Here is an 18,401-nt window from a genome sequence, read left to right on the forward strand (position 1 = left end):
CGCAAATGCTGTCTCGCCACCCCCCGCAATCGCCATCGCATCGGCGCCCGGTGCCCGGTCACTGGCTGATGACCGATGCCCGGCTGGGCGACAGTCTGCCGCAGATCGTTGCGGCCATGCCCCCTCGCTCCGCCATCGTGGTCCGGCCCTATGCGCTGCGGCCCGACAATCGGGCAACGCTGATCCGATCGATCGTCAGGGTCGCGCGGGCCAAGCGGCATCTGCTGCTGCTCGCTGGGCGCGGCGCGAGCACCGGCTATGACGGTCGGCACGGTGCAGCGATACCGCCCTCCCCGGCAAAACCCCGTCGTGATTTTCTCAGCCTCGCCGTCCATGACCGGGCCGAGCTGGCAAGGGCGAAGCGCTGGCGTGCCGATGCGATCCTTGTCTCCCCCGTGTGGCCGACCCGCACTCACCCGGGCGCGCCGGTGCTGGGTGTGCGCGGCTTTGCACTGCTCGCCGCGTCGATGCCACGGCAGGCGGTCGCGCTGGGCGGAATGGACAAGGGGCGATTTCAGGCGCTGCGCCGGCATGGCGCAGCCGGGTGGGCCGCCATCGACGCGTGGCTTCCAGGCAGTCGCAATCGGCCGAAGCGTTAGAAGCGGAACTGGGTTCCGACGTAGACGGCCTGGCTATCCTGCCGCTGATCGGTCAGCGGGGCCAGACGGTCATTCTCACTCTTCAGGCGGACACCGGCGGTCACGTCGAGGTTACGCGACAGGCGGTAGCTGCCGGTCACGTCGACCGAATAGGCCCGATCAGGATCGAGCGACCGGTCGCTCGAACCCGGCAGCGAACGGCTGTCCAGCCGCATGTCGGCGCCGAATCGCGAGTCGCGCTCGACACGTGGCGTCGCCGTCCGTGCGGCAGGCAGGGCCGAGATATCGACGGTCGTCCGTTCGATGCCGGTAGCAAAGGAGCTGTAGCCTACAGCCGAACCGAGCCGATAGGTGACGGGCGTGATTGCGATGGGCTGGCTGGTGCGGGTCGCACCGCCATCCGCTGCGACCGTCGCGGGCGTCACGCGGCGCACCAGCGTCACGGCGCGGTTTTCTGTCCCCGGCATTGCCGGCGTGAAGCGGAAATTGCGGCGATCCTCATCGGTCAGCCGGGCATAGCGGGCCAGCAACGCAGGCTCACCGGTAGCCGGGGTGAAGCGGCCGACCAGCGACGACAGGGTCGCGGCGCGGATATCTGAATCGGAGGCGCTGATCGCCGGTGACGCGGCGAGACCGGCGGCAACCAGTGCCCCCAGACCCAGCATCGCAAAGCTACGATCAGACATCATGTCTGCACGACTCCACTTTCACCCTTTTCCATATCACCCTTTGCTGGCGCTTTTCCAGTGCCGCGAGTCCATAATTCGCAAGGTGTGGCATTGTTGCACAGTTGGCCGGAAAAGGGCCTGAACCGCGCTGGGCGCCGCAATGCTTGCCCATGCCCCGCTGCACGGCTAGAGGTCGCAACACTGGCGGGAAGGCGCATATTCCGCAGGCATTGCGCAGCCCGTGTTCAAGGATGATCGACCGCCCATGCACATTTCGTCTCTTAAGCTCATCTCCACCCGGACCTCGGGCCTGGTCGGCATGTCGGTTCTTGCCTTGGCGCTGACGGCGTGCGGTGGCCGTGAGCGCGCTGCCCCGGATCTGGCGGCGAGCCAGGTCACCAGCATTGGCGTCAATGCCTATCTGTGGCGCGCCAGCCTCGACGCGTTGTCGTTCGCGCCGCTCTTGCAGGCTGATTCGAGCGGCGGCGTCATCGTCACCGACTGGTATGCCAACCCCAACAATCCGGGCGAGCGCGTCAAGCTGACGGTGGCGATCCTCGATCGCGATCTGCGCGCCGATGCGCTGCGCGTCTCCGGCGCGCGGCAGGTGGCGCAGAATGGTACCTGGGTCGACGCGCCGATCGCCGCCGCCACGGTACAACGGGTCGAGGAGATCATCCTTACCAAGGCTCGCGATCTCCGCCGCACGGCGCTGGCGGCGGAATAATCCCCTTTTCCCGATTGTCCTGAGCTTGTCGAAGGAGTGTCCTTTTCTTCGAGCGTCGAAGAAAGTCAGCCCTTCGACAGGCTCAGGGACACGGTTTTGGTTGCTATGCTGCGGATTACCGTGAGGAAAGACACATGACCGACCAACGGTTCAACCCGATGGCCGCCGATGCGCGCTGGCAGGCCGCGTGGGAAGGCGCCGAAACCTTCCGCGCCGACCGCCACCCGGACCGGCCGGCCGCCTATGTGCTCGAGATGTTTCCCTATCCCTCAGGGCGCATCCACATGGGCCATGTGCGTAACTACACGATGGGCGACGTCATCGCCCGCTACAAGCTGATGACCGGCCATGCCGTGCTGCACCCGATGGGCTGGGACGCATTCGGCATGCCGGCCGAAAATGCGGCGATGGAAAAGGGCGTCCACCCCGGCGGCTGGACCCGCGCCAACATTGCGGCGATGAAGGCGCAGCTGAAACGGCTGGGCCTGTCGATCGACTGGAGCCGCGAACTCGCCACTTGCGATCCCGACTATTATGGCCATGAACAGGCGCTGTTTCTGGACCTGATGGCGGCCGGCCTCGTCACCCGCAAGGAAAGCTACGTCAACTGGGATCCGGTCGACCACACGGTGCTGGCCAATGAACAGGTGATCGACGGGCGCGGCTGGCGCTCGGGCGCGCTGGTCGAGCGGCGCAAGCTCAGCCAGTGGTTCCTGAAGATCACGGACTTTGCCGAGGAATTGCTCGACGGACTGGGTACGCTGGACCAGTGGCCCGAGAAGGTCCGGACGATGCAGGAGAACTGGATCGGCAAGTCGCAGGGGCTGGAGTTCCGCTTCAAATTTCCCGCCTCGCAGGATCATATCGCGGTGTTCACCACCCGCCCGGACACGCTGTTCGGTGCGAGCTTCGTTGCGGTCGCGCCCGACCACCCGCTTGCCGAGCGGCTGGCGGCGAATGCGCCCGAGCTGGCCGAGTTCATCGCCACCTGCCGCGCCAGCGGCACCGCACAGGCCGAGCTGGACACGGCAGAAAAGCTGGGCTTCGATACCGGCCTGACCGTCGAGCACCCGCTCGATCCCGACTGGCACCTGCCGGTCTGGGTCGTCAATTATGTGCTGATGGACTATGGCACCGGCGCGATTTTCGGCTGCCCGGCGCATGACCAGCGCGACATCGATTTCGCCCGCAAATATGGCTTGCCGGTGGTGCGGGTGGTTGCCGATGGCGACCAGACCGATCCGCATTTTGAGGGAAATGAGCCCTTCACCGGCCCCGGTCGCATCGTAAATTCGCATTTCCTGAATGGCATGAGCATCGCGGACGCCAAAGCCGCCATAATCGCGCGGGCAGAGGCCGAGGGTTGGGGCAGGGGTACCACCGTCTGGCGGCTGCGCGACTGGGGCATCAGTCGCCAGCGCTATTGGGGCACACCGATTCCGGTGATCCACTGCGATGCATGCGGCGTGGTGCCCGTGCCCAAGGACCAGTTGCCGGTGGTGCTGCCCGATGACGTCACGTTCGACGTGCCCGGCAACCCGCTCGACCGGCACCCGACCTGGAAGCAAGTCGATTGCCCGGGCTGCGGCGCTGCGGCGCGGCGCGAAACCGATACGCTCGACACCTTTGTCGATTCCAGCTGGTATTTCCTGCGCTTCGCCAGCCAGCCCGGCGACAAGCCGTTCGATGCGGCGGAAGTCGCCCGCTGGCTGCCAGTCGGCCAATATATCGGCGGTATCGAGCATGCGATCCTGCACCTGCTCTATGCCCGCTTCTGGACCCGCGCGCTGGCGCACATCGGCAAGATCGAACTTGAAGAGCCATTTGCCAATCTGTTCACGCAGGGAATGGTCACCCACGAAAGCTACAGCCGGTCACGAGGTGAAGGGGTAGGACCCCAATACTTTACTCCCGAGGAGGTTGATCGGACCGGCAATGGTGCGACTTTGCGCTCAGACGGACAGCCAGTTGATGTCGGTCGCGTGATAAAGATGTCAAAAGCGAAGAAGAATGTCGTCGATCCCGACGGCATCATCGACCAATATGGCGCGGACGCGGTGCGCTGGTTCATGCTGTCGGACAGCCCGCCGGAGCGCGATCTGGAGTGGTCGGAAAGCGGCATCGAGGGCTGCTGGCGATTCGTCCAGCGGTTGTGGCGTATCGCCACCGCACCGCGCACCGGCGGCGGTCATGACGTCACGCTCGTCAAGCTGACCGCCAAGACCATCGCCGGCGTAACCGCCGATATCGACGCGCTGGCCTTCAACAAGGCGGTCGCAAAGCTCTACGCGCTGTCTAACGCCATCGAGAAAGCCGCGCCCTCGGCCAGCCGCGATGCCGCAGCGCGCGCATTGGTGCTGCTCGCCTCACCAATGCTGCCGCATATCGCCGAGGAAATCTGGAAGCTGTGGGGCGAACCCGGCCTGATCGCCGACGCCGCCTGGCCGGTCGCGGATCCTGCGCTGCTGGTCGATGACGAGGTAACCATCGCGCTGCAGGTGATGGGCAAGCTGAAAGACACGATCACCGTCGCCAAGGGGCTCGACAAGGCCGAGCTGGAGGCTCTGGCGCTGGCCAATGCTGCGGTACAGCGGACGCTGGCAGGCGCGGCGGTGAAAAGAGTGATTGTCGTGCCCGACCGTCTGGTCAATATCGTCGCATGATCCGCCGCACCGCCCTGCTTGCCTTGCTTATGGCCCCCGCGCTGGCCGGGTGTGGTCTGCAGCCGCTATATGCAGGCGGAACCCGCGGTCCTGTGGCCAGCGCGCTATCATCGGTCAGCGTTGCGCAAATCGAAGGCGAGGCGGGCTGGCTGGTACGCAATGCGATCCGCGACCGGCTGAGCGCCGCAGGCGACAGTGCGCATCCGCGCTATCGCATCGACGTCCGGCTCGACGACCAGATCAGCGGATTCGCCGTGCGGCGGGATGATTCGGTGACGCGTGAGCGGCGCACGTTGCGCGCGCGCTGGCAGCTGGTCGACACCGGTACCGGCACCACGCTGGTCGACGCCACGGCGACAGCCGATGCCGGCATCGACGTCGTCGGCAGCGAATATGCGACGATCGCGGCCGAACGGACGGCGCTCGAGCAACTGTCGGTGGACATTGCCGACCAGATCGTCGCGCGGGTCGCGCTCTATGCCCGCAATCGGGCGGGCGACAACCCCGCCGCGCGCTGATGCTGCTCAAGGGCAGCGCTGCAAGTGCCGCGCTGGCACGCCCTGACCCCGCCATTCGCCTCTATGTCCTGGGCGGCGAGGATGAGGCGGGCTCCCGCGCAATGCAGGCCGATCTCGCCAAGGCGATGGGTCCGGATGCCGAGCGGATCGACTTTACCCCGGCAAAACTCAAGGAAGATCCCGCCGCCCTGGCTGACGAGGCGGCGTCGATGTCCTTGTTCGGCGGTCGCCGCTGGATCAGCGTGACGATTTTTTCCGGCGGTGGCGACGAACTGGTCGCGGCCGCGGAAAATCTGCTCGATGCCCCGGCCGCGGGCAATCCGGCAGTAATTATCGGCGCGTCGCTGACCGCGCGATCGAAATTAGTGAAACTCGCCGAAAAGCATCCCGCGGCTGTCGGCGTGATCTCCTATCTACCCGATCTCCGGGACGCCGACCGCCTGGTCGAAGGCTTGGCCAAGCCGCTGGGCCTGCGCGTCGACCATGACGTCGCGCTTGCGCTGTTCGCCGCAACCGGGGGCGACCGTGCGCTGATGGCGCGCGAGGTCGAGAAGCTCGCGCTCTATTGCGATGCCGACCCGTCGAGCCCGCGCTCGGCCGACATTGGCGACTGGCATGCCATCGGTGCCGACTTGCCCGAGGAGGATGTGGGCGCTGCGGTCAATGTCGTGCTCGGCGGCCAGTTGAACGAGCTGCCAGGCCAGTTCGCCAAGCTAGCCGCAACCGGCGTTGCCGACATCCCGCTGATTCGCGCGATGGCCCGTCGCGCGCTGCAGCTCGCGGAGCTGCGCACTGCAGTCGATGGGGGGCGTTCGGTAACGCAGGTCATCGAGGCGGCGGGCAAAGCCATATTCTGGAAAGAGCGGTCGGCCATCGCCGCACAGCTCTCGCGCTGGGATTCGCCCCGCCTCGCACGCTTGGTCGAGCGGCTGCACCGGCTCGAACGGGAAATGAAGGCGCCCGACAACGCCGGGGATGTGCTGCTGCGGGCCGGGCTTCTCGACATTGCCCGGGTTGCGGCGAGCGGGGGCAGAGCTATTCGTAGCTGACAGTCACCGGGATCCGGCCGCGATAATCGCCGTCCTCGTTGCCACTGATGTCCAGCCGGCCGCCAAAGCTGAATTCGAGTCGCCCGGTAACGCCCAACCTGAGCACCGGTGCCTCGCCCGTGCTGATTTGCGTTACCCGGGCGGTACGGCCGTCGGATGCCGTCAGCGTAATCGACTCGGGCAGACTGACGCGCACATTGCGCAGCGGGGTGCCGGTGACGATTACCCGGCCCGAAAAGCCATACCCACCCAGCGGGGCGACATTGCCCTGTGTCTGCCCACCGCCGCTCTGCGGATCGAGGGTGATGCTGCCCCCGCCATCGCCCGCGACCAGACGCGAAAAATCGAGATCGGCAATCACTTCGACCCGCAACGGCAGTTCGGGCAGAATGCCATCGACGCTGCTCGACGCAGGCGCGCTGCTGTCGGTACACAGCAAGCATTGCGCCGCCGCCGGTGACGCCGCGCCGAGCAGGATGGCAATGCCGCCGCCGGCGCAAAGCACATGTTTCGCCGCACCGGCCAAAGCAGGCATGGCGTTACCGCGCCTAATGGTGCATTTGGCTCTCATGGTCGGACAAGATGCATCATTCGTAGTTAACAGCCGGTTTTCTGTGCCGCAGGCATGAGCGCCCAGCCAGCCATTCGTCAGCTCGCGGTTGCCAGTCCGGGTCATGACATCCATCGCGCTTTCATCGACTATGCCACGGCAAAGATCGCCGACGAGCGGGAGCGGCGCCTGTTCCTGCGCATGGCCGATCGGTCGGGGATCGGGCATCGCTGGTCGGTCCTGCCACGCGCGGACAATGGCGGCTCCCCGGTCGACCCCGGCGGTTTCTACGATGCATCGCCGCTGCCCCCCACCTCCGCCCGGATGCGCGCCTATGCCGAGCTGGCTCCAAAGCTGGCATTGACGGCGATAGGCAAGCTCAGTTTCGATCCGGCCCGCATCACCCATATCGTCGTCGCCAGTTGCACCGGCTTCACCGCGCCCGGCATCGACCAGATCATCGCCCGTGCGCTGGGTCTGTCACCGCAGGTCGAACGCCTGCTGATCGGCTTCATGGGCTGCTATGCCGGCGTGACCGCACTGCGCGCCGCCCGGCACATCGTGCGGTCCGATCCGGATGCGCAGGTTCTTCTGGTCAGCGTCGAGCTTTCCACACTTCATCTTGAGGATACCGGGGCGATCGAGCCGTTGCTGGCGATGCTTCAGTTCAGCGACGGCGCTGCGGCGGCGATCATAGCGGCCGGAGCGGGGCCGGTCTCGCTGGGCGGCGGCATCAGCCTGGCGCTGCCCGCTTCGGACGAGCTGATTCGCTGGGATATCGGCGAGCAGGGTTTTGTCATGCGCCTGTCGGGCGAGGTGCCGGCCCGCATCGAGGCCGCGCTCGCTGACCGCGATCTGGCAGACGGCCTGTTCGGCCCCGAATTGCCGGCGCATCTTGCCATCCATGCCGGTGGCCGCTCGATCCTCGACGCAGTCGAACGCGCACTCGCGATTCCGCCGCAGGCGCTGTCCGCCAGCCGCGATACGTTGCGAGACTATGGCAACATGTCTTCGGCGACCGTGCTGTTCGCCATCGCCCGGCTGGTAGAACGCAAGGCGGTCGGGCCGGGCCTTGCCCTCGCCTTCGGCCCCGGGCTGGCGGCGGAGGCGATCCGGCTGGATTTCCGGGCGTGAACCCCTTCGCTTCCCTGGTCCAGCCGGTGGAGCGAGAGGAAGAGATGGATGCGCTCGACCTGTCGTCCGAACGCTACGCCCGCATCATTGCCGATCTTGCCCGCATCAATGCCCTGACACTGGCGACGCGGCCGACGCGGGCCTTTTTCCGCACCGTCACGCAGTTGCGCGGCGCAAGTGCGTCGCCGCTGCGCTTGCTTGACGTCGGTTTCGGCCATGGCGACATGCTGCGCTGCCTGGCCCGCGATGCCGAGCGGATGGGCATTGCCGTCGAGCTGGTGGGCATCGACCTCAATCCGCGCAGCGAGGCCGCCGCCCGTCGCGCCACGCCGGCGACGATGCCGATCGTCTATCGCACCGGCGATTATCGGCAGCTGGCGGGCGAAGGCTGGGACGCGGTGATTTCCAGCCTGGTCGCGCACCATATGACGCCCGAACAGCGCATCGCGTTTCTCCATTTCATGGAGAGCGAGGCGCGTGCCGGCTGGCTGATCAACGATCTGCATCGCCAACGCTTGCCCTTTGTCGGCTATCCGGCTCTGGCCGTGCTGGCGATGGTCGATCCAGTCGTACGCCGCGACGGCCAATTGTCCATCGCCCGGTCGTTCCGGCGGGATGAGTGGCACGCGATCCTGGCCCAGGCGCGCATCGAGGGCGCGCAAGTCCGGCGCTGGTTCCCATGGCGGCTGTGCGTGGAGCGGATCCGTTGACGTCATGGATCGACCGGCCACTGGTAATCGGCGGGGGCCCTGCCGGAGCCGCGGCGGCGATTCATCTGGCCCGCGCCGGCGCCCCGCCGCTGCTGATCGAGCGCATGCGCGAGACCGGCGATGCCATCTGCGGCGGCTTCCTGTCGTGGCAGACGCTGGCGACGCTCGATCGTTTGGGGCTCGATAGCGATGCGCTGGGCGGCCAGCGGGTGACACGGGTGCGGTTGTTCGCCGGCGGCCGGTCCATCGAGACAGACCTGCCGCACCCCGGCATGGGCCTTTCCCGTCGTCGGCTCGACAGTCTGCTACTCGATGCCGCCATCGCCGCCGGAGCCGGGGTGGAGCGCGGCGTCACCATCCGTTCGATCGGCGCGGGGCAGGCTGTCACTGACGATGCGGCGACATTGGCCAGCCCGACCCTGTTGCTCGCCAGCGGCAAGCATAATGTCGCCGGCCACCGCCGTATGCCATCGGCGCACGGCGCTGCAGACCCGGTGATAGGCCTGCGCCAACGCATTGCGGCATCGACCGCGGGGGAACGGCTGGTGGGTGACGCGGTCGAGCTGTTCCTGTTCGATCGCGGCTATGTCGGCCTGGTGCGCCAGGAGGATGGCAGCCTCAACCTCTGCCTTGCGGTGCACAAGTCGCGACTGGCCGAGGCCGAGTCGCGGCCGGAAACCCTGCTGCAGCAATGGGGCAACGCCTGTCCGCCGCTAGGCGAACGGCTCACCTCGGCCGATGCAATCGGACGGATCGATGCGATTGCGGCCGTGCCCTATGGCTGGCGTGCGCGCATTGGGGTGCCGGGCGTGTGGCTGTTGGGCGATCAGGCGGGATGCATCCCGAGTCTGGCAGGCGAGGGGATGGGGATCGCGCTGGCCAGCGCCGAATCCGCGGTGGCGGCATGGCGTCAGGCGGAGGGTGCACTCTCCTGGCAACAGCGTTTCGCCGATCGGCTGCTGCTGCCGATGGGCGTGGCCGGGACCGCGTGGCGCGCCTGCGAAAATCCGTGGATGGCTCCGCTGCTTTTGCGATTCTTGCGCCATTCCCCGGGCAGCATCCGCGCCATCGCCCGATTGACGCGGATTAGCGCTTGAAACCGCCGGGTCGCCACCGCACCTTGGGGCCATGGACAAGCTGAACCTTACCGACGCCGAATGGCGTGAACGCCTGACCCCCGAACAATATCATGTGCTGCGGGAGCATGGTACCGAACGGGCTTTCACCGGCCAGTTCAACGTGCACAAGGCCGATGGCATCTATGTCTGTGGCGGCTGCGGCGCGCCGCTGTTCGACAGCGGCACCAAATATGACAGCGGCTCGGGCTGGCCCAGCTTCTTTCAGCCGATCAGCGACGATGCGGTGACCATCCATCGCGACACCAGCTACGGCATGGTGCGCGACGAGGTACGGTGTGCACGGTGCGACGGGCATCTCGGCCACGTCTTCCCCGACGGTCCGGCCCCGACCGGCGCGCGTTTCTGCATGAATAGCGCCAGCCTCGACTTCACCACCCGCGACTGATCCGTTCACGCAAGCGAAAGCTGGACGCGAGCAAAGCGCAAATTCGCTTGTCGCGATTCCCGCGCAGTCCTAATCAGGCGGCCTGATGGCAACCGCATCCCGTTCCGGCAGCAAGGCCGCTCCCACCCGCGCCCGGCGGATCGTCATGGGCATCGTCAAATGGGGTTCCGCGCTCGCGCTGCTGATTCTGATCGGCATCGCGATCGCGGTCGGCGTGGCCGCGTCCAATCTTCCGAGCTTCGAGGAGCTGAAAAGCTCCCCCAACGGACAGACCATTCGCGTCCGCGACGCCAATGGCGCCATCATCGTATCGATCGGCCCCAATTACGGCCGCTGGATGAAGCTGTCGGATACCCCGCAGCCGATGCGTGACGCCATGGTCGCGGTGGAGGACAGGCGCTTCCGCTATCATTTCGGCATCGATCCTGTCGGGCTGGCACGTGCCGTCAGCATCGCGCTCGAACGGCGTGGCGAGGGGCGTTGGCAGGGTGCGTCGACGATCAGCCAGCAGCTCGCGCGCAACATCTTCCTCAGCAACAGCTATTCGGTCACCCGCAAGGCGCAGGAAGCCATCTTGGCGATGGCGCTGGAGTGGAAGTTCAGCAAGGACCAGATCCTCGAACTCTATCTCAACAAGGTCTATTTCGGCGGCGGCAGCTACGGCATCGATGCCGCGTCCCGCCGCTTCTTCGGCCATGGCGCGGAAGATCTGGGGCTGCCTGAAGCCGCGGTCATCGCCGGTCTGGTCAAGGCGCCGTCGCGCTACTCACCTACCGCAGATGCGGAGGCCGCGCTGGGCCGCGCCAATGTCGTGCTTGACGTCATGCTGGATGCGGGCGTCATCACCCCGGAACAGCGCCGCCGCGCCCGGCCCGCCGATGTCGAACTGGCAGCAGAGCCGCCGCAGAACAGCGCCCGCTATTTCACCGACTGGGCCCTGCCGCAGCTCGACACGCTGATCGACGAATCGACCCAGCCGCTCGATGTGTGGACCACGCTCGACCTCGGCATGCAGCGCGCGGCGACCGCGGCGATCCAGGCCAATACCCCCGGCGGCGCGCAGGGCGCGCTGGTCGCGCTCGATCGGGATGGCGCGGTGCGGGCGATGGTCGGCGGGCGCGACTATGTGACGTCGAACTACAACCGCGCCACCACGGCGACCCGTCAGCCGGGATCGGCGTGGAAGCTGTTCGTCTATATGGCGGCGCTGGAGGCCGGCTATCGGGTCGACGATCGCGTGGTCGACGAGCCGGTGACGATCAACGGGTGGAGCCCCCGCAACGCCAACGGCCGCTTTTCGGGCGAGATGGATGTGCGGTCGGCCTTTGCCTATTCGGTCAACACCGTCGCCGCGAAGCTGGGCGATTCGATCGGGACCTCAGCGATTGCCTCGATGGCGCGCCGGTTCGGCATTTCGACCGATATCAATACCCAACCCTCGATGGTGCTGGGCACATCCGATGTGCGGGTGATCGACATGACCGCCGCTTTCGCCTCGGTCGCCGCCGAAGGGCGCGCGGTGCGGCCCTATGCCATCGCCCGGGTGACCACCGCCGACGGCGATCTGCTGTATGAGCGGACGCCTGAGCCGGCAGCGGTGCTGGTCGATGGATGGGTCGCCGCCGGGATCACCGACCTGCTGCAGACCGCCGTCAATACCGGCACCGGTCGCGCGGCGCAGATCGGGCGCCCGGTGGCGGGCAAGACCGGTACCACCAGCAGCAACAAGGATGGCTGGTTCCTGGGCTTTTCCGGCGGCATCACCACCGGCGTGTGGATGGGCCGCGACGATGCGCGCGCTGTCGGCGGCCTGCAGGGCGGCCGGGCACCGGCGCAGGCCTTTGCCGATTTCATGCGCGTTGCCGTCGCCAACCGCCCGATCGAGGAGTTCAAGACCGAGGTCGAACTGCCGCAATGGCAGCTGGAGACCGAGGATGATGCCTATTTCGGCGAGCCTGGCGAGGGCGCGCTGACTGATGAAAATGGTCAGCCGATCGAGCTCGACCCGGCGCTGGAACCGACGGATGGCGTCGAAGTGGAAGGCGACACCGGGCCGGCCCCTGATGAGGAGCGCAAACCACAGCTCGACCAGCGCTGGATCGACGAGATGACCGGGCGCCGCGCCCAGCCACCGCCACGCCCCCCGGCCAACCCCAAACCCCAATAGCGACCGCCCCGTCGGCCGCGGCCGCGCTCAGCTGTCGAAATTCAACGCGTGCAGCATCATGCCATGCGCCTTCAGCCAAGCCTTGGATTGGGCGTTGGCGGCTCCGCCCAGCCGGTCGGCCAGCGCGTGGAAGCGCGGGCCGTGATTCATGTGCGCGAGATGCGCCACCTCGTGCGCGACAATCGCATGGCGGACAAATTCGGGCGCCATCGCCAGCCGCCAGCTGTAGCGGATCGCGCCTGACGCACTGCAACTGCCCCAGCGGCTCCGCGGATCGCCGACCGAGACGCTGCGCAGCGGCAGGTTTTCGGCATCGGCCATCGTGCGGCTGCGTTCGCCGAACTCGCGCCGCGCCACCTGCTGCAGCCAGCGACGGACACGCGGTGCAATCGCGGTCGTCGGCCCGCCGAGCCGCAGGCAATCGGCGTCGATGACGGGCTGACGCGGATGATCGGGCGACCATTGGATGGTCAGCCAGCCGCCGTCCCACGGCAGGCGGGTGCCAGCCGTCACCATGGTGCCGCTGACCGGTCGGGCAACGATCTGCTGCGCGATCCATGCCCCCTGATCGGCGACCCACTGGCGCGCCGGGGCGATGCGCTGGCGCAGCGGCAGGGTCAGGCGCAGCTCACCCGACCGCTGATCGTAGCGCAAGCGATAACGCCGCGACGCGTGATGGCGTCTGACCCGGACGGTCAGCACCCGATCGGCGACGACGACGCTGAAATCCTCGGCTGCCGGCGTGTCAGATCGCGCGATCGACAACATGATGCTCCAGCGGCCCGGCATCGACCTCGCTCACTGTCCAGCCACGGATCGATTCACCGGCGGCGTGCACCGCTTCGCGATCGCCGCACAGCAGATAATGCCATTCGGGCAGCGGGCGGCCCTCCGCGCGCAGCCGATAGGCACAGGTGAGCGGCAGCCAGAACAGCGAATCGATGCGGCCCGCGCTCAATTGCAGACATTCGGGCACATAGCGGCGGCGGTTGCGATAATCGCTGCACCGCGCCGTCTCACGATCGAGCAATTTGCAGGCAACATTGGTCGGCCAGACCCGCACTTCCTCTTCATCTTCCTCTTCGAGCTTGTGCAGGCAGCATTTGCCGCAACCGTCGCACAGCGCCTCCCACTGCGCGGCATCGAGGCTGGCAAGTGGTTGTTCCCAGAAAGGCGCTGGGCTGTCGCTCACCTTACCCAGCGCGCCAGTTCGGCTGCGACCAGATCGGGTGCGCCCTCGTTCACCGATTCGGTGGTGATATTGTCGGTGGGCAGCAGCGCCAGCGGCTCTCCGTCCGGGCCCATCAGATAGGCGGCGTTGGTGTGCGCCATCAGATAGGCATCGGGCGTGCTGCCCGGCTGGCGGCTGTATTGGACGACATAGGCATCGGCGGCGGCACGGATCTGCTGGTCGCTGCCGGTCAGGCCGATCAGACGCGGATGGAATTTGCGTACATAGTCACCGATCACCGCCGGCGTGTCGCGCGCCGGGTCCACGGTGATGAAAATCGGCTGGATGCGCGCCGCGCGCGCCGAATCCTGCCGTTCGAACTGCTTGAGGCCGAGCATCAGCCAGTTGAGATCGACCGGGCAGACATCAGGGCAGAAACTATAGCCAAAATAGACCAACCGGTAGCGCCCGGCAAAATCCCGGTCGGTGACGGCCTGGCCGTCGCTGCCGACCAGTGTGAACGGGCCGCCGATCCGGGCCCCTTTGAGGGGTGGCTCCTCGACCGGCGCATTGGCCGGACCACAGGCGGCAAGCATCAGCAGCATGGCGGCGACACTTGCGCCAAGCATCGAGCGGAGAGTAAGGAAACCATCATTCATGACGCGCTCAGACTTGCGGCGGCATGAGCGGAAAATCAATCGCTCACGCCGCCCGCCGCCCGTCGGATCAAGGAATTTTGTCGATGATGTTGCCCGCTCGCCGACTGGCCACCGCTGCGACCGCCCTGCTGCTGTCGACCGGCAGCGCCATGCTGCTGACCGCACCGGCGGCGGCGCAGCTCTTCTCCGACAGCTACCAGTTTCTGGAAGCGGTGCGCGACCGTGACGGCAACAAGGCGATGGAGTTGCTCAACGGCCTCAGCGGCACGCTGATCAACACCCGCGATCGGTCGACCGGCCAGACTGCGCTGCACATTGTTGTCGCGCGGCGCGACCTGACCTGGCTCAACTTTCTGCTACAGCGCGGTGCCGACGCCAATCTTGCGGACCGCGAGGGTGCAACGCCGCTGCAGGTGGCGGCGCAACTCGGCTTCGTCGATGGTGCCCAGGCGCTGGTCACCCGTGGCGCGCGCGTCAACGCGGCGAACGGTCGCGGCGAAACCGCGCTCCATCTCGCCGTGCAACGCCGGGATATTGCGATGGTGCGCGTGCTGATCGCGGCCGGAGCAAACCCCGATCTTCAGGACAATCTCGCCGGCAAATCGCCGCGCGACTATGCTACCGAAGACAGCCGCGCCGCTGCGGTGCTCGCGGCCCTCGATTCCCGGCCACAAGGCGCAACCCCTGCGGCACCCGTCGCCGGGCCCAACTAGGCCAGTTTACAGCGCCGCTTCGGCGGCGCCTGCGGTGCTGGCAAACATCGGGTCCGCCGCAAAACTGAGCCTGCGCATGGCCAGCCGCCCGATGCGCAGCAACTCGCTGCGCCGCCGTGCCGACGCCAGCCGATGCTCGACCGACTCCCGGATCACCGCCGCATCATAGCGGTCTGCGACGATCAGCCCGCACCGCTCCGGTTGCCGGTCCTGCAGCACGTCATGGCTCAGCGACGGGGAAAGCGCCCAATAGAAATGGTCGCACCAGTCGAGATACTCCGGCCATTTGGTGTCTGCGATCAGGTCACCGCGCGCGACCTTGATCTCGACGATGGTGATGGTGCCCTTGGCATCGATCAACACCATGTCGGCCCGGCGCCCGTTCGGCAACGGCACTTCGCAAAGGGCCGTGAGGCCGCGATGGTGGAAGAATCGCGCCAGGCTTCGGGCAACATCTGCGGCACAACAGTCCGGTTGGGGGCAGGGGGATGCAAGCGTTGCCATGACGACAGCTTATGGCGGTTCGGGAACAAAGCAAGACCCCGGACGGACGGTCCGGGGTCTTGCAGCGACCCGAACGATCAGTTCCGCCATCCTCCCCGTTTTCGGGGCAAAGCGGGCTCCCGCTCAGCGATAGAAAATATGATCACCCAACCGCGCGATCCGCGGGCGATTCCAGCCCGGCGACACGTAGGTCGCATGAAAGAAGAGGGCGCCGGGCACCGGATCGCTCCAGCGGTCCTCGCTGGCAATCCGCGCTATCGCCACGGCCCGCTGCCAGCGGCCGTCATTGGGCGGGGTCGGGATGATCCCGCGGCGCACGAAGGAAAACTGCCCGCGCTGCGTCAACACCGCGCATGGCGTAGGAGCGAAGCGCCCCGATTCAGCACGATTGATGATGACATTGGCCACCGCGAGCTGGCCTTCGACACTCTGATTGGCCGATTCGAAAAAGACGCCGGTGGCAATGCAGCGCAGATCGTCGGTTTCGGGTTCGCTGTGGGGCATGGCGGCGACCATGGCTTCGAGCGAGGCGTGGTCGATCTCGTCAGGCCGGTCCGCGCTGTCCGCTGCGGCCTCGCCGGTCTCTTCGGTCGCGGGGACTGGTTCGAAAATGACATCGCCCGGCTGCGTCTGTGCTAGCGTCGGGGCGGTCAGGGCGACTGCGGTCAGCGCAGTCATGCCTACGGCCAGCGCCGAGGCAAAGTGGAAAAGGCGACTCATTACGCATCAAACTGGGCGGAGCGGTCTCGGCGACGGCGGCTGACCCTAAAGCGAGGGGTCGAGCATGCCGGGCGTTGCCCTCCGACTGCGTGTTTGCCCGGGAACCGTCCTGGTTCCGGCTGGTTCTCCCTCCCCCTGTTGAAGAATGGAGACAGCGCAGGGCAACCTTCGCACCTAAGATGCGGCGCCTGTGCGCACGCCCGCCCGAAAGGTCAAGCCGCGTCGGTCATTTCGGCGACGAACCGTTGCGCATCAGGGATGTCCAGTTCGATCACCCACAGATCCGGGTCGCTGCGCAGGCGGCGCGAGAGCCGCTCGCCGCGCGCGCCAGGGTCTTCGCCGGTTGCGGCCGCCACCGAGCGCCAGCCGATCGAGCCATCGAATTCGGTGATTCGTTCGAGCAGCATGTCGCTCTGCCCGCGATCGCAGCACTCGACCAATATGGCACCGGCACGATCGTCGCCACGGTGGATCACGGTAGCAAATCCGCCAGCGCCATTGACCCTGCGGACCAGCGCGGAGACCAGCATCACGCTGGTCAGGCGTGGCGGCACCCCGTCACCCGGCGACATAACCGGGCAATCCGGACAGTGCGAAGGATGAGCGCATGAAGGTGCCGGTCCCGCGCGCCACTTCTTCCCCGGTTGCATCGACCAGGAAAGCCTCGGCCACGAACACCCGCCGGCGGCCGCTGACCCAACGGCCATGAGCGGTCGCCGGCCCTGCCTTGAGCGGGCGGGTGAACAGCAGGTTGAAGGCGGTGGTCAGCAGAAACCTGTCGGTCACCAGGCTGTTGGCGGCATAAAAGGCCGCATCGTCGAGCATCTTGAAATAGCTTGTGCCATGCGCCGCGCCAGCCGCGTGATAATGATCGGGCAGGATGTCGAAACGGATGGTGGCCCGTCCCGCCGTCTCGACATGAAGCGCGGAGGGAAACAGCCGGTTGATCGGGGCGACGGCGTAAAGCGACTCAAGCGCGCGGAAATGGGCGGCTTCTCCGGCGCTGATGACCTCGTCGCTCATCCCGGCTCAGGCCGCGTCCCGGGCCTCATCCCCGGTCAGGATGGCATAGAGGGCTTCGGCGGTGCGGCTACCGCGCAGGCGGGCAACTGCATTGTCGTCGCGCAGGAAGCGGGAAACCTGGGCCAGCGCCTTGAGATGTTCGGCCCCGGCGTCGAACGGCGACAGCAACACGAAGGCAAGATCGACCGGCAGCGCATCGATGGCGTCGAAATCGATCGGACGCGCGAACTGGATGAACATCGCCCGCACGCCCGACAGGCCGGGAATCCGGGCATGCGGAATGGCCATGCCGCGGCCGAAGGCGGTGGAGCCCAGCCGCTCGCGCTCGAGCAGCGCCTCGGTCACCTCGCTGGCGTCGAGCCCCAGCGCAGACGCGGCAAGGGTGCCCGCGAGCGGGAAAAAGGCCCGCTTCGACTCAACCGGCTGCTGGGCGCGGACGGTGGCGGGATAAACGAGGTCTGAAAGACGAATCATTGTTGCAAATGTCACGCAATCGAGGGGGATTCAGGTCAGGCAGCAGGCGATGGCATCATTGTTGCCACCCGACCCGCGCCATCACCGCGATAGCTAGTCCGGCCGCGCCCATAGACGCAGCCGGACCTAATATCCACCCATGTTTGTCAAACGCAGACGACACGGCGGCTCAGCTGCGCTTCGGCTCGACCCAGCCGATGGTATTGTCGCCCCGGCGATAGACCATATTGTGCACGCCGGTGGCGGCATTGACGAACAGCAGCGCGCCGGTGTTCCTGAGGTCGAGCATCATCACAGCGTCGGATACGCTGGTGGTCGGCACGTCGACGCGGGTTTCGGCGATGATGGCCGGCGCGTCGCCGACTTCCTCCTCGGACGGATCGGCCTCGAACACCGTGTAACCGGCATCGAGCGGCACTTCGCCGGGCGGTTGCTGCGCGGCGCCATTGCCATTGGCGTTACGATCCTTGAGCCGGCGCATGTAGCGCCGCAGCTGCTTTTCGATCTTGTCGGCAGCGCCTTCGAAGGCGACATGCGCATCCTGTGCCTGGTGATGGCCCTTGAGTACCACCCCCTGCATGACATGGGCGATGATGTCGCAGGTCAGCGACTCATGCGGGCCGCGACCGAAGGTGGCGTGGGCGGAGATGGCCCGCGCGAAATATTTGTCGGCTATAGCGTTCATTCGATCGGAAACATGGGTTTGCAGGGCGGCGCCCGTTTCGAGCTGGTGACCGGATACGCGAATGTCCATGCTTCTTCTCCTGTATTGACGGCGATGCCGCATTGCCCGGACCGTCCGGCTGTTGACGCTTCTTGACGGTACGC

General features: G+C 66.5%; 22 protein-coding genes. 11 read left to right on the forward strand and 11 right to left on the reverse strand.

The genetic code is table 11. The annotated features are described in order from the left end of the window. The first annotated feature begins 5 nt into the window (after positions 1-5). Complete coding sequence (locus AC0QC4_RS04570; protein WP_483658522.1) at positions 6-599, forward strand: thiamine phosphate synthase; 594 nt, start codon at positions 6-8, stop codon at positions 597-599. Here the strand turns inward: AC0QC4_RS04570 and AC0QC4_RS04575 are convergent. Next, positions 596-1,288 carry a hypothetical protein gene (locus AC0QC4_RS04575; RefSeq protein WP_483658523.1) on the reverse strand — a complete coding sequence of 231 codons (693 nt, stop codon included), beginning with the start codon at positions 1,286-1,288 and terminating at the stop codon, positions 596-598. The genes AC0QC4_RS04570 and AC0QC4_RS04575 overlap by 4 nt on opposite strands. Before the next feature lie 298 nt (positions 1,289-1,586). Here AC0QC4_RS04575 and AC0QC4_RS04580 point away from each other — a divergent pair, with 298 nt between their 5' ends. The 4 genes from AC0QC4_RS04580 (at position 1,587) to holA (ending at position 6,224) form a co-directional block, all read left to right on the forward strand. Next, a complete protein-coding gene (locus tag AC0QC4_RS04580) occupies positions 1,587-1,994 on the forward strand; it encodes a DUF3576 domain-containing protein (RefSeq protein ID WP_483658654.1) in 408 nt (135 codons plus the stop codon). Positions 1,995-2,128: 134 nt separating this feature from the next. Beyond that, positions 2,129-4,657 carry a leucine--tRNA ligase gene (leuS, locus tag AC0QC4_RS04585; RefSeq protein WP_483658524.1) on the forward strand — a complete coding sequence of 843 codons (2,529 nt, stop codon included), beginning with the start codon at positions 2,129-2,131 and terminating at the stop codon, positions 4,655-4,657. After that, positions 4,654-5,175: an LPS assembly lipoprotein LptE gene (lptE, locus tag AC0QC4_RS04590; RefSeq protein ID WP_483658525.1), complete on the forward strand. Its 522-nt coding sequence runs from the start codon at positions 4,654-4,656 to the stop codon at positions 5,173-5,175. Before leuS ends, lptE begins: the two co-directional genes overlap by 4 nt. Beyond that, entirely contained in the window at positions 5,175-6,224 is a 1,050-nt protein-coding gene (holA, locus tag AC0QC4_RS04595) for a DNA polymerase III subunit delta (protein ID WP_483658526.1), read from the forward strand. The genes lptE and holA overlap by 1 nt, the downstream gene beginning before the upstream one ends. On the opposite strand, the gene AC0QC4_RS04600 is transcribed toward holA, so the two are convergent. Next, complete coding sequence (locus tag AC0QC4_RS04600) at positions 6,211-6,759, reverse strand: DUF4402 domain-containing protein (protein ID WP_483658527.1); 549 nt, start codon at positions 6,757-6,759, stop codon at positions 6,211-6,213. The genes holA and AC0QC4_RS04600 overlap by 14 nt on opposite strands. Positions 6,760-6,849: 90 nt before the next feature. Between AC0QC4_RS04600 and AC0QC4_RS04605 the strand changes: the two genes are divergently transcribed. The 5 genes from AC0QC4_RS04605 (at position 6,850) to AC0QC4_RS04625 (ending at position 12,309) form a co-directional block, all read left to right on the forward strand. Then, entirely contained in the window at positions 6,850-7,908 is a 1,059-nt protein-coding gene (locus tag AC0QC4_RS04605; RefSeq protein WP_483658528.1) for a type III polyketide synthase, read from the forward strand. A 44-nt stretch (positions 7,909-7,952) separates the two neighbouring features. After that, positions 7,953-8,618, forward strand: a complete 666-nt coding sequence (locus AC0QC4_RS04610; RefSeq protein WP_483658655.1) for a methyltransferase domain-containing protein — start codon at positions 7,953-7,955, stop codon at positions 8,616-8,618. Further along, positions 8,615-9,715 carry an NAD(P)/FAD-dependent oxidoreductase gene (locus AC0QC4_RS04615; protein ID WP_483658529.1) on the forward strand — a complete coding sequence of 367 codons (1,101 nt, stop codon included), beginning with the start codon at positions 8,615-8,617 and terminating at the stop codon, positions 9,713-9,715. Before AC0QC4_RS04610 ends, AC0QC4_RS04615 begins: the two co-directional genes overlap by 4 nt. A gap of 31 nt (positions 9,716-9,746) precedes the next feature. Continuing rightward, complete coding sequence (gene msrB / locus AC0QC4_RS04620; protein WP_483658530.1) at positions 9,747-10,142, forward strand: peptide-methionine (R)-S-oxide reductase MsrB; 396 nt, start codon at positions 9,747-9,749, stop codon at positions 10,140-10,142. 85 nt (positions 10,143-10,227) lie between these two features. Next, entirely contained in the window at positions 10,228-12,309 is a 2,082-nt protein-coding gene (locus AC0QC4_RS04625) for a transglycosylase domain-containing protein (protein ID WP_483658531.1), read from the forward strand. Between the two features lie 27 nt (positions 12,310-12,336). Here AC0QC4_RS04625 and AC0QC4_RS04630 read toward each other — a convergent pair whose 3' ends face one another. Genes AC0QC4_RS04630 through AC0QC4_RS04640 form a run of 3 tightly spaced genes read right to left on the reverse strand, consistent with a single transcriptional unit; the run spans position 12,337 to position 14,139 of the window. Next, entirely contained in the window at positions 12,337-13,098 is a 762-nt protein-coding gene (locus tag AC0QC4_RS04630) for a M48 family metallopeptidase (RefSeq protein ID WP_483658532.1), read from the reverse strand. Next, the gene (locus AC0QC4_RS04635; protein ID WP_483658656.1) at positions 13,055-13,510 is read right to left on the reverse strand and encodes a YcgN family cysteine cluster protein; all 456 of its coding nucleotides are present in this window, start codon (positions 13,508-13,510) and stop codon (positions 13,055-13,057) included. The genes AC0QC4_RS04630 and AC0QC4_RS04635 overlap by 44 nt, the downstream gene beginning before the upstream one ends. Beyond that, positions 13,498-14,139, reverse strand: coding sequence for an SCO family protein (locus AC0QC4_RS04640; protein WP_483658533.1), 642 nt, complete (start codon positions 14,137-14,139; stop codon positions 13,498-13,500). The genes AC0QC4_RS04635 and AC0QC4_RS04640 overlap by 13 nt, the downstream gene beginning before the upstream one ends. An 83-nt stretch (positions 14,140-14,222) precedes the next feature. Here AC0QC4_RS04640 and AC0QC4_RS04645 point away from each other — a divergent pair, with 83 nt between their 5' ends. Then, positions 14,223-14,852: an ankyrin repeat domain-containing protein gene (locus AC0QC4_RS04645; RefSeq protein ID WP_483658534.1), complete on the forward strand. Its 630-nt coding sequence runs from the start codon at positions 14,223-14,225 to the stop codon at positions 14,850-14,852. Positions 14,853-14,858: 6 nt separating this feature from the next. On the opposite strand, the gene AC0QC4_RS04650 is transcribed toward AC0QC4_RS04645, so the two are convergent. The 6 genes from AC0QC4_RS04650 to hpf all read right to left on the reverse strand — a co-directional run bounded on the left by AC0QC4_RS04650 (position 14,859) and on the right by hpf (position 18,327). Then, positions 14,859-15,356: an MmcB family DNA repair protein gene (locus tag AC0QC4_RS04650; protein ID WP_483658535.1), complete on the reverse strand. Its 498-nt coding sequence runs from the start codon at positions 15,354-15,356 to the stop codon at positions 14,859-14,861. Between the two features lie 123 nt (positions 15,357-15,479). Continuing rightward, on the reverse strand, positions 15,480-16,034 hold the full coding sequence (locus tag AC0QC4_RS04655; protein ID WP_483658536.1) for a cell wall hydrolase: 555 nt from the start codon (positions 16,032-16,034) through the stop codon (positions 15,480-15,482). Positions 16,035-16,288: 254 nt separating this feature from the next. Continuing rightward, positions 16,289-16,648 carry a DUF1491 family protein gene (locus tag AC0QC4_RS04660; RefSeq protein WP_483658537.1) on the reverse strand — a complete coding sequence of 120 codons (360 nt, stop codon included), beginning with the start codon at positions 16,646-16,648 and terminating at the stop codon, positions 16,289-16,291. After that, positions 16,635-17,099, reverse strand: coding sequence for a PaaI family thioesterase (locus tag AC0QC4_RS04665; RefSeq protein ID WP_483658538.1), 465 nt, complete (start codon positions 17,097-17,099; stop codon positions 16,635-16,637). The genes AC0QC4_RS04660 and AC0QC4_RS04665 overlap by 14 nt, the downstream gene beginning before the upstream one ends. 6 nt (positions 17,100-17,105) lie before the next feature. After that, positions 17,106-17,573 carry a PTS sugar transporter subunit IIA gene (locus tag AC0QC4_RS04670; RefSeq protein ID WP_483658539.1) on the reverse strand — a complete coding sequence of 156 codons (468 nt, stop codon included), beginning with the start codon at positions 17,571-17,573 and terminating at the stop codon, positions 17,106-17,108. A 169-nt stretch (positions 17,574-17,742) separates the two neighbouring features. Further along, positions 17,743-18,327 carry a ribosome hibernation-promoting factor, HPF/YfiA family gene (hpf, locus tag AC0QC4_RS04675; RefSeq protein ID WP_483658540.1) on the reverse strand — a complete coding sequence of 195 codons (585 nt, stop codon included), beginning with the start codon at positions 18,325-18,327 and terminating at the stop codon, positions 17,743-17,745. Positions 18,328-18,401 lie beyond the last annotated feature (74 nt).

The organism is Sphingomonas sp. jy18 (assembly GCF_056931895.1).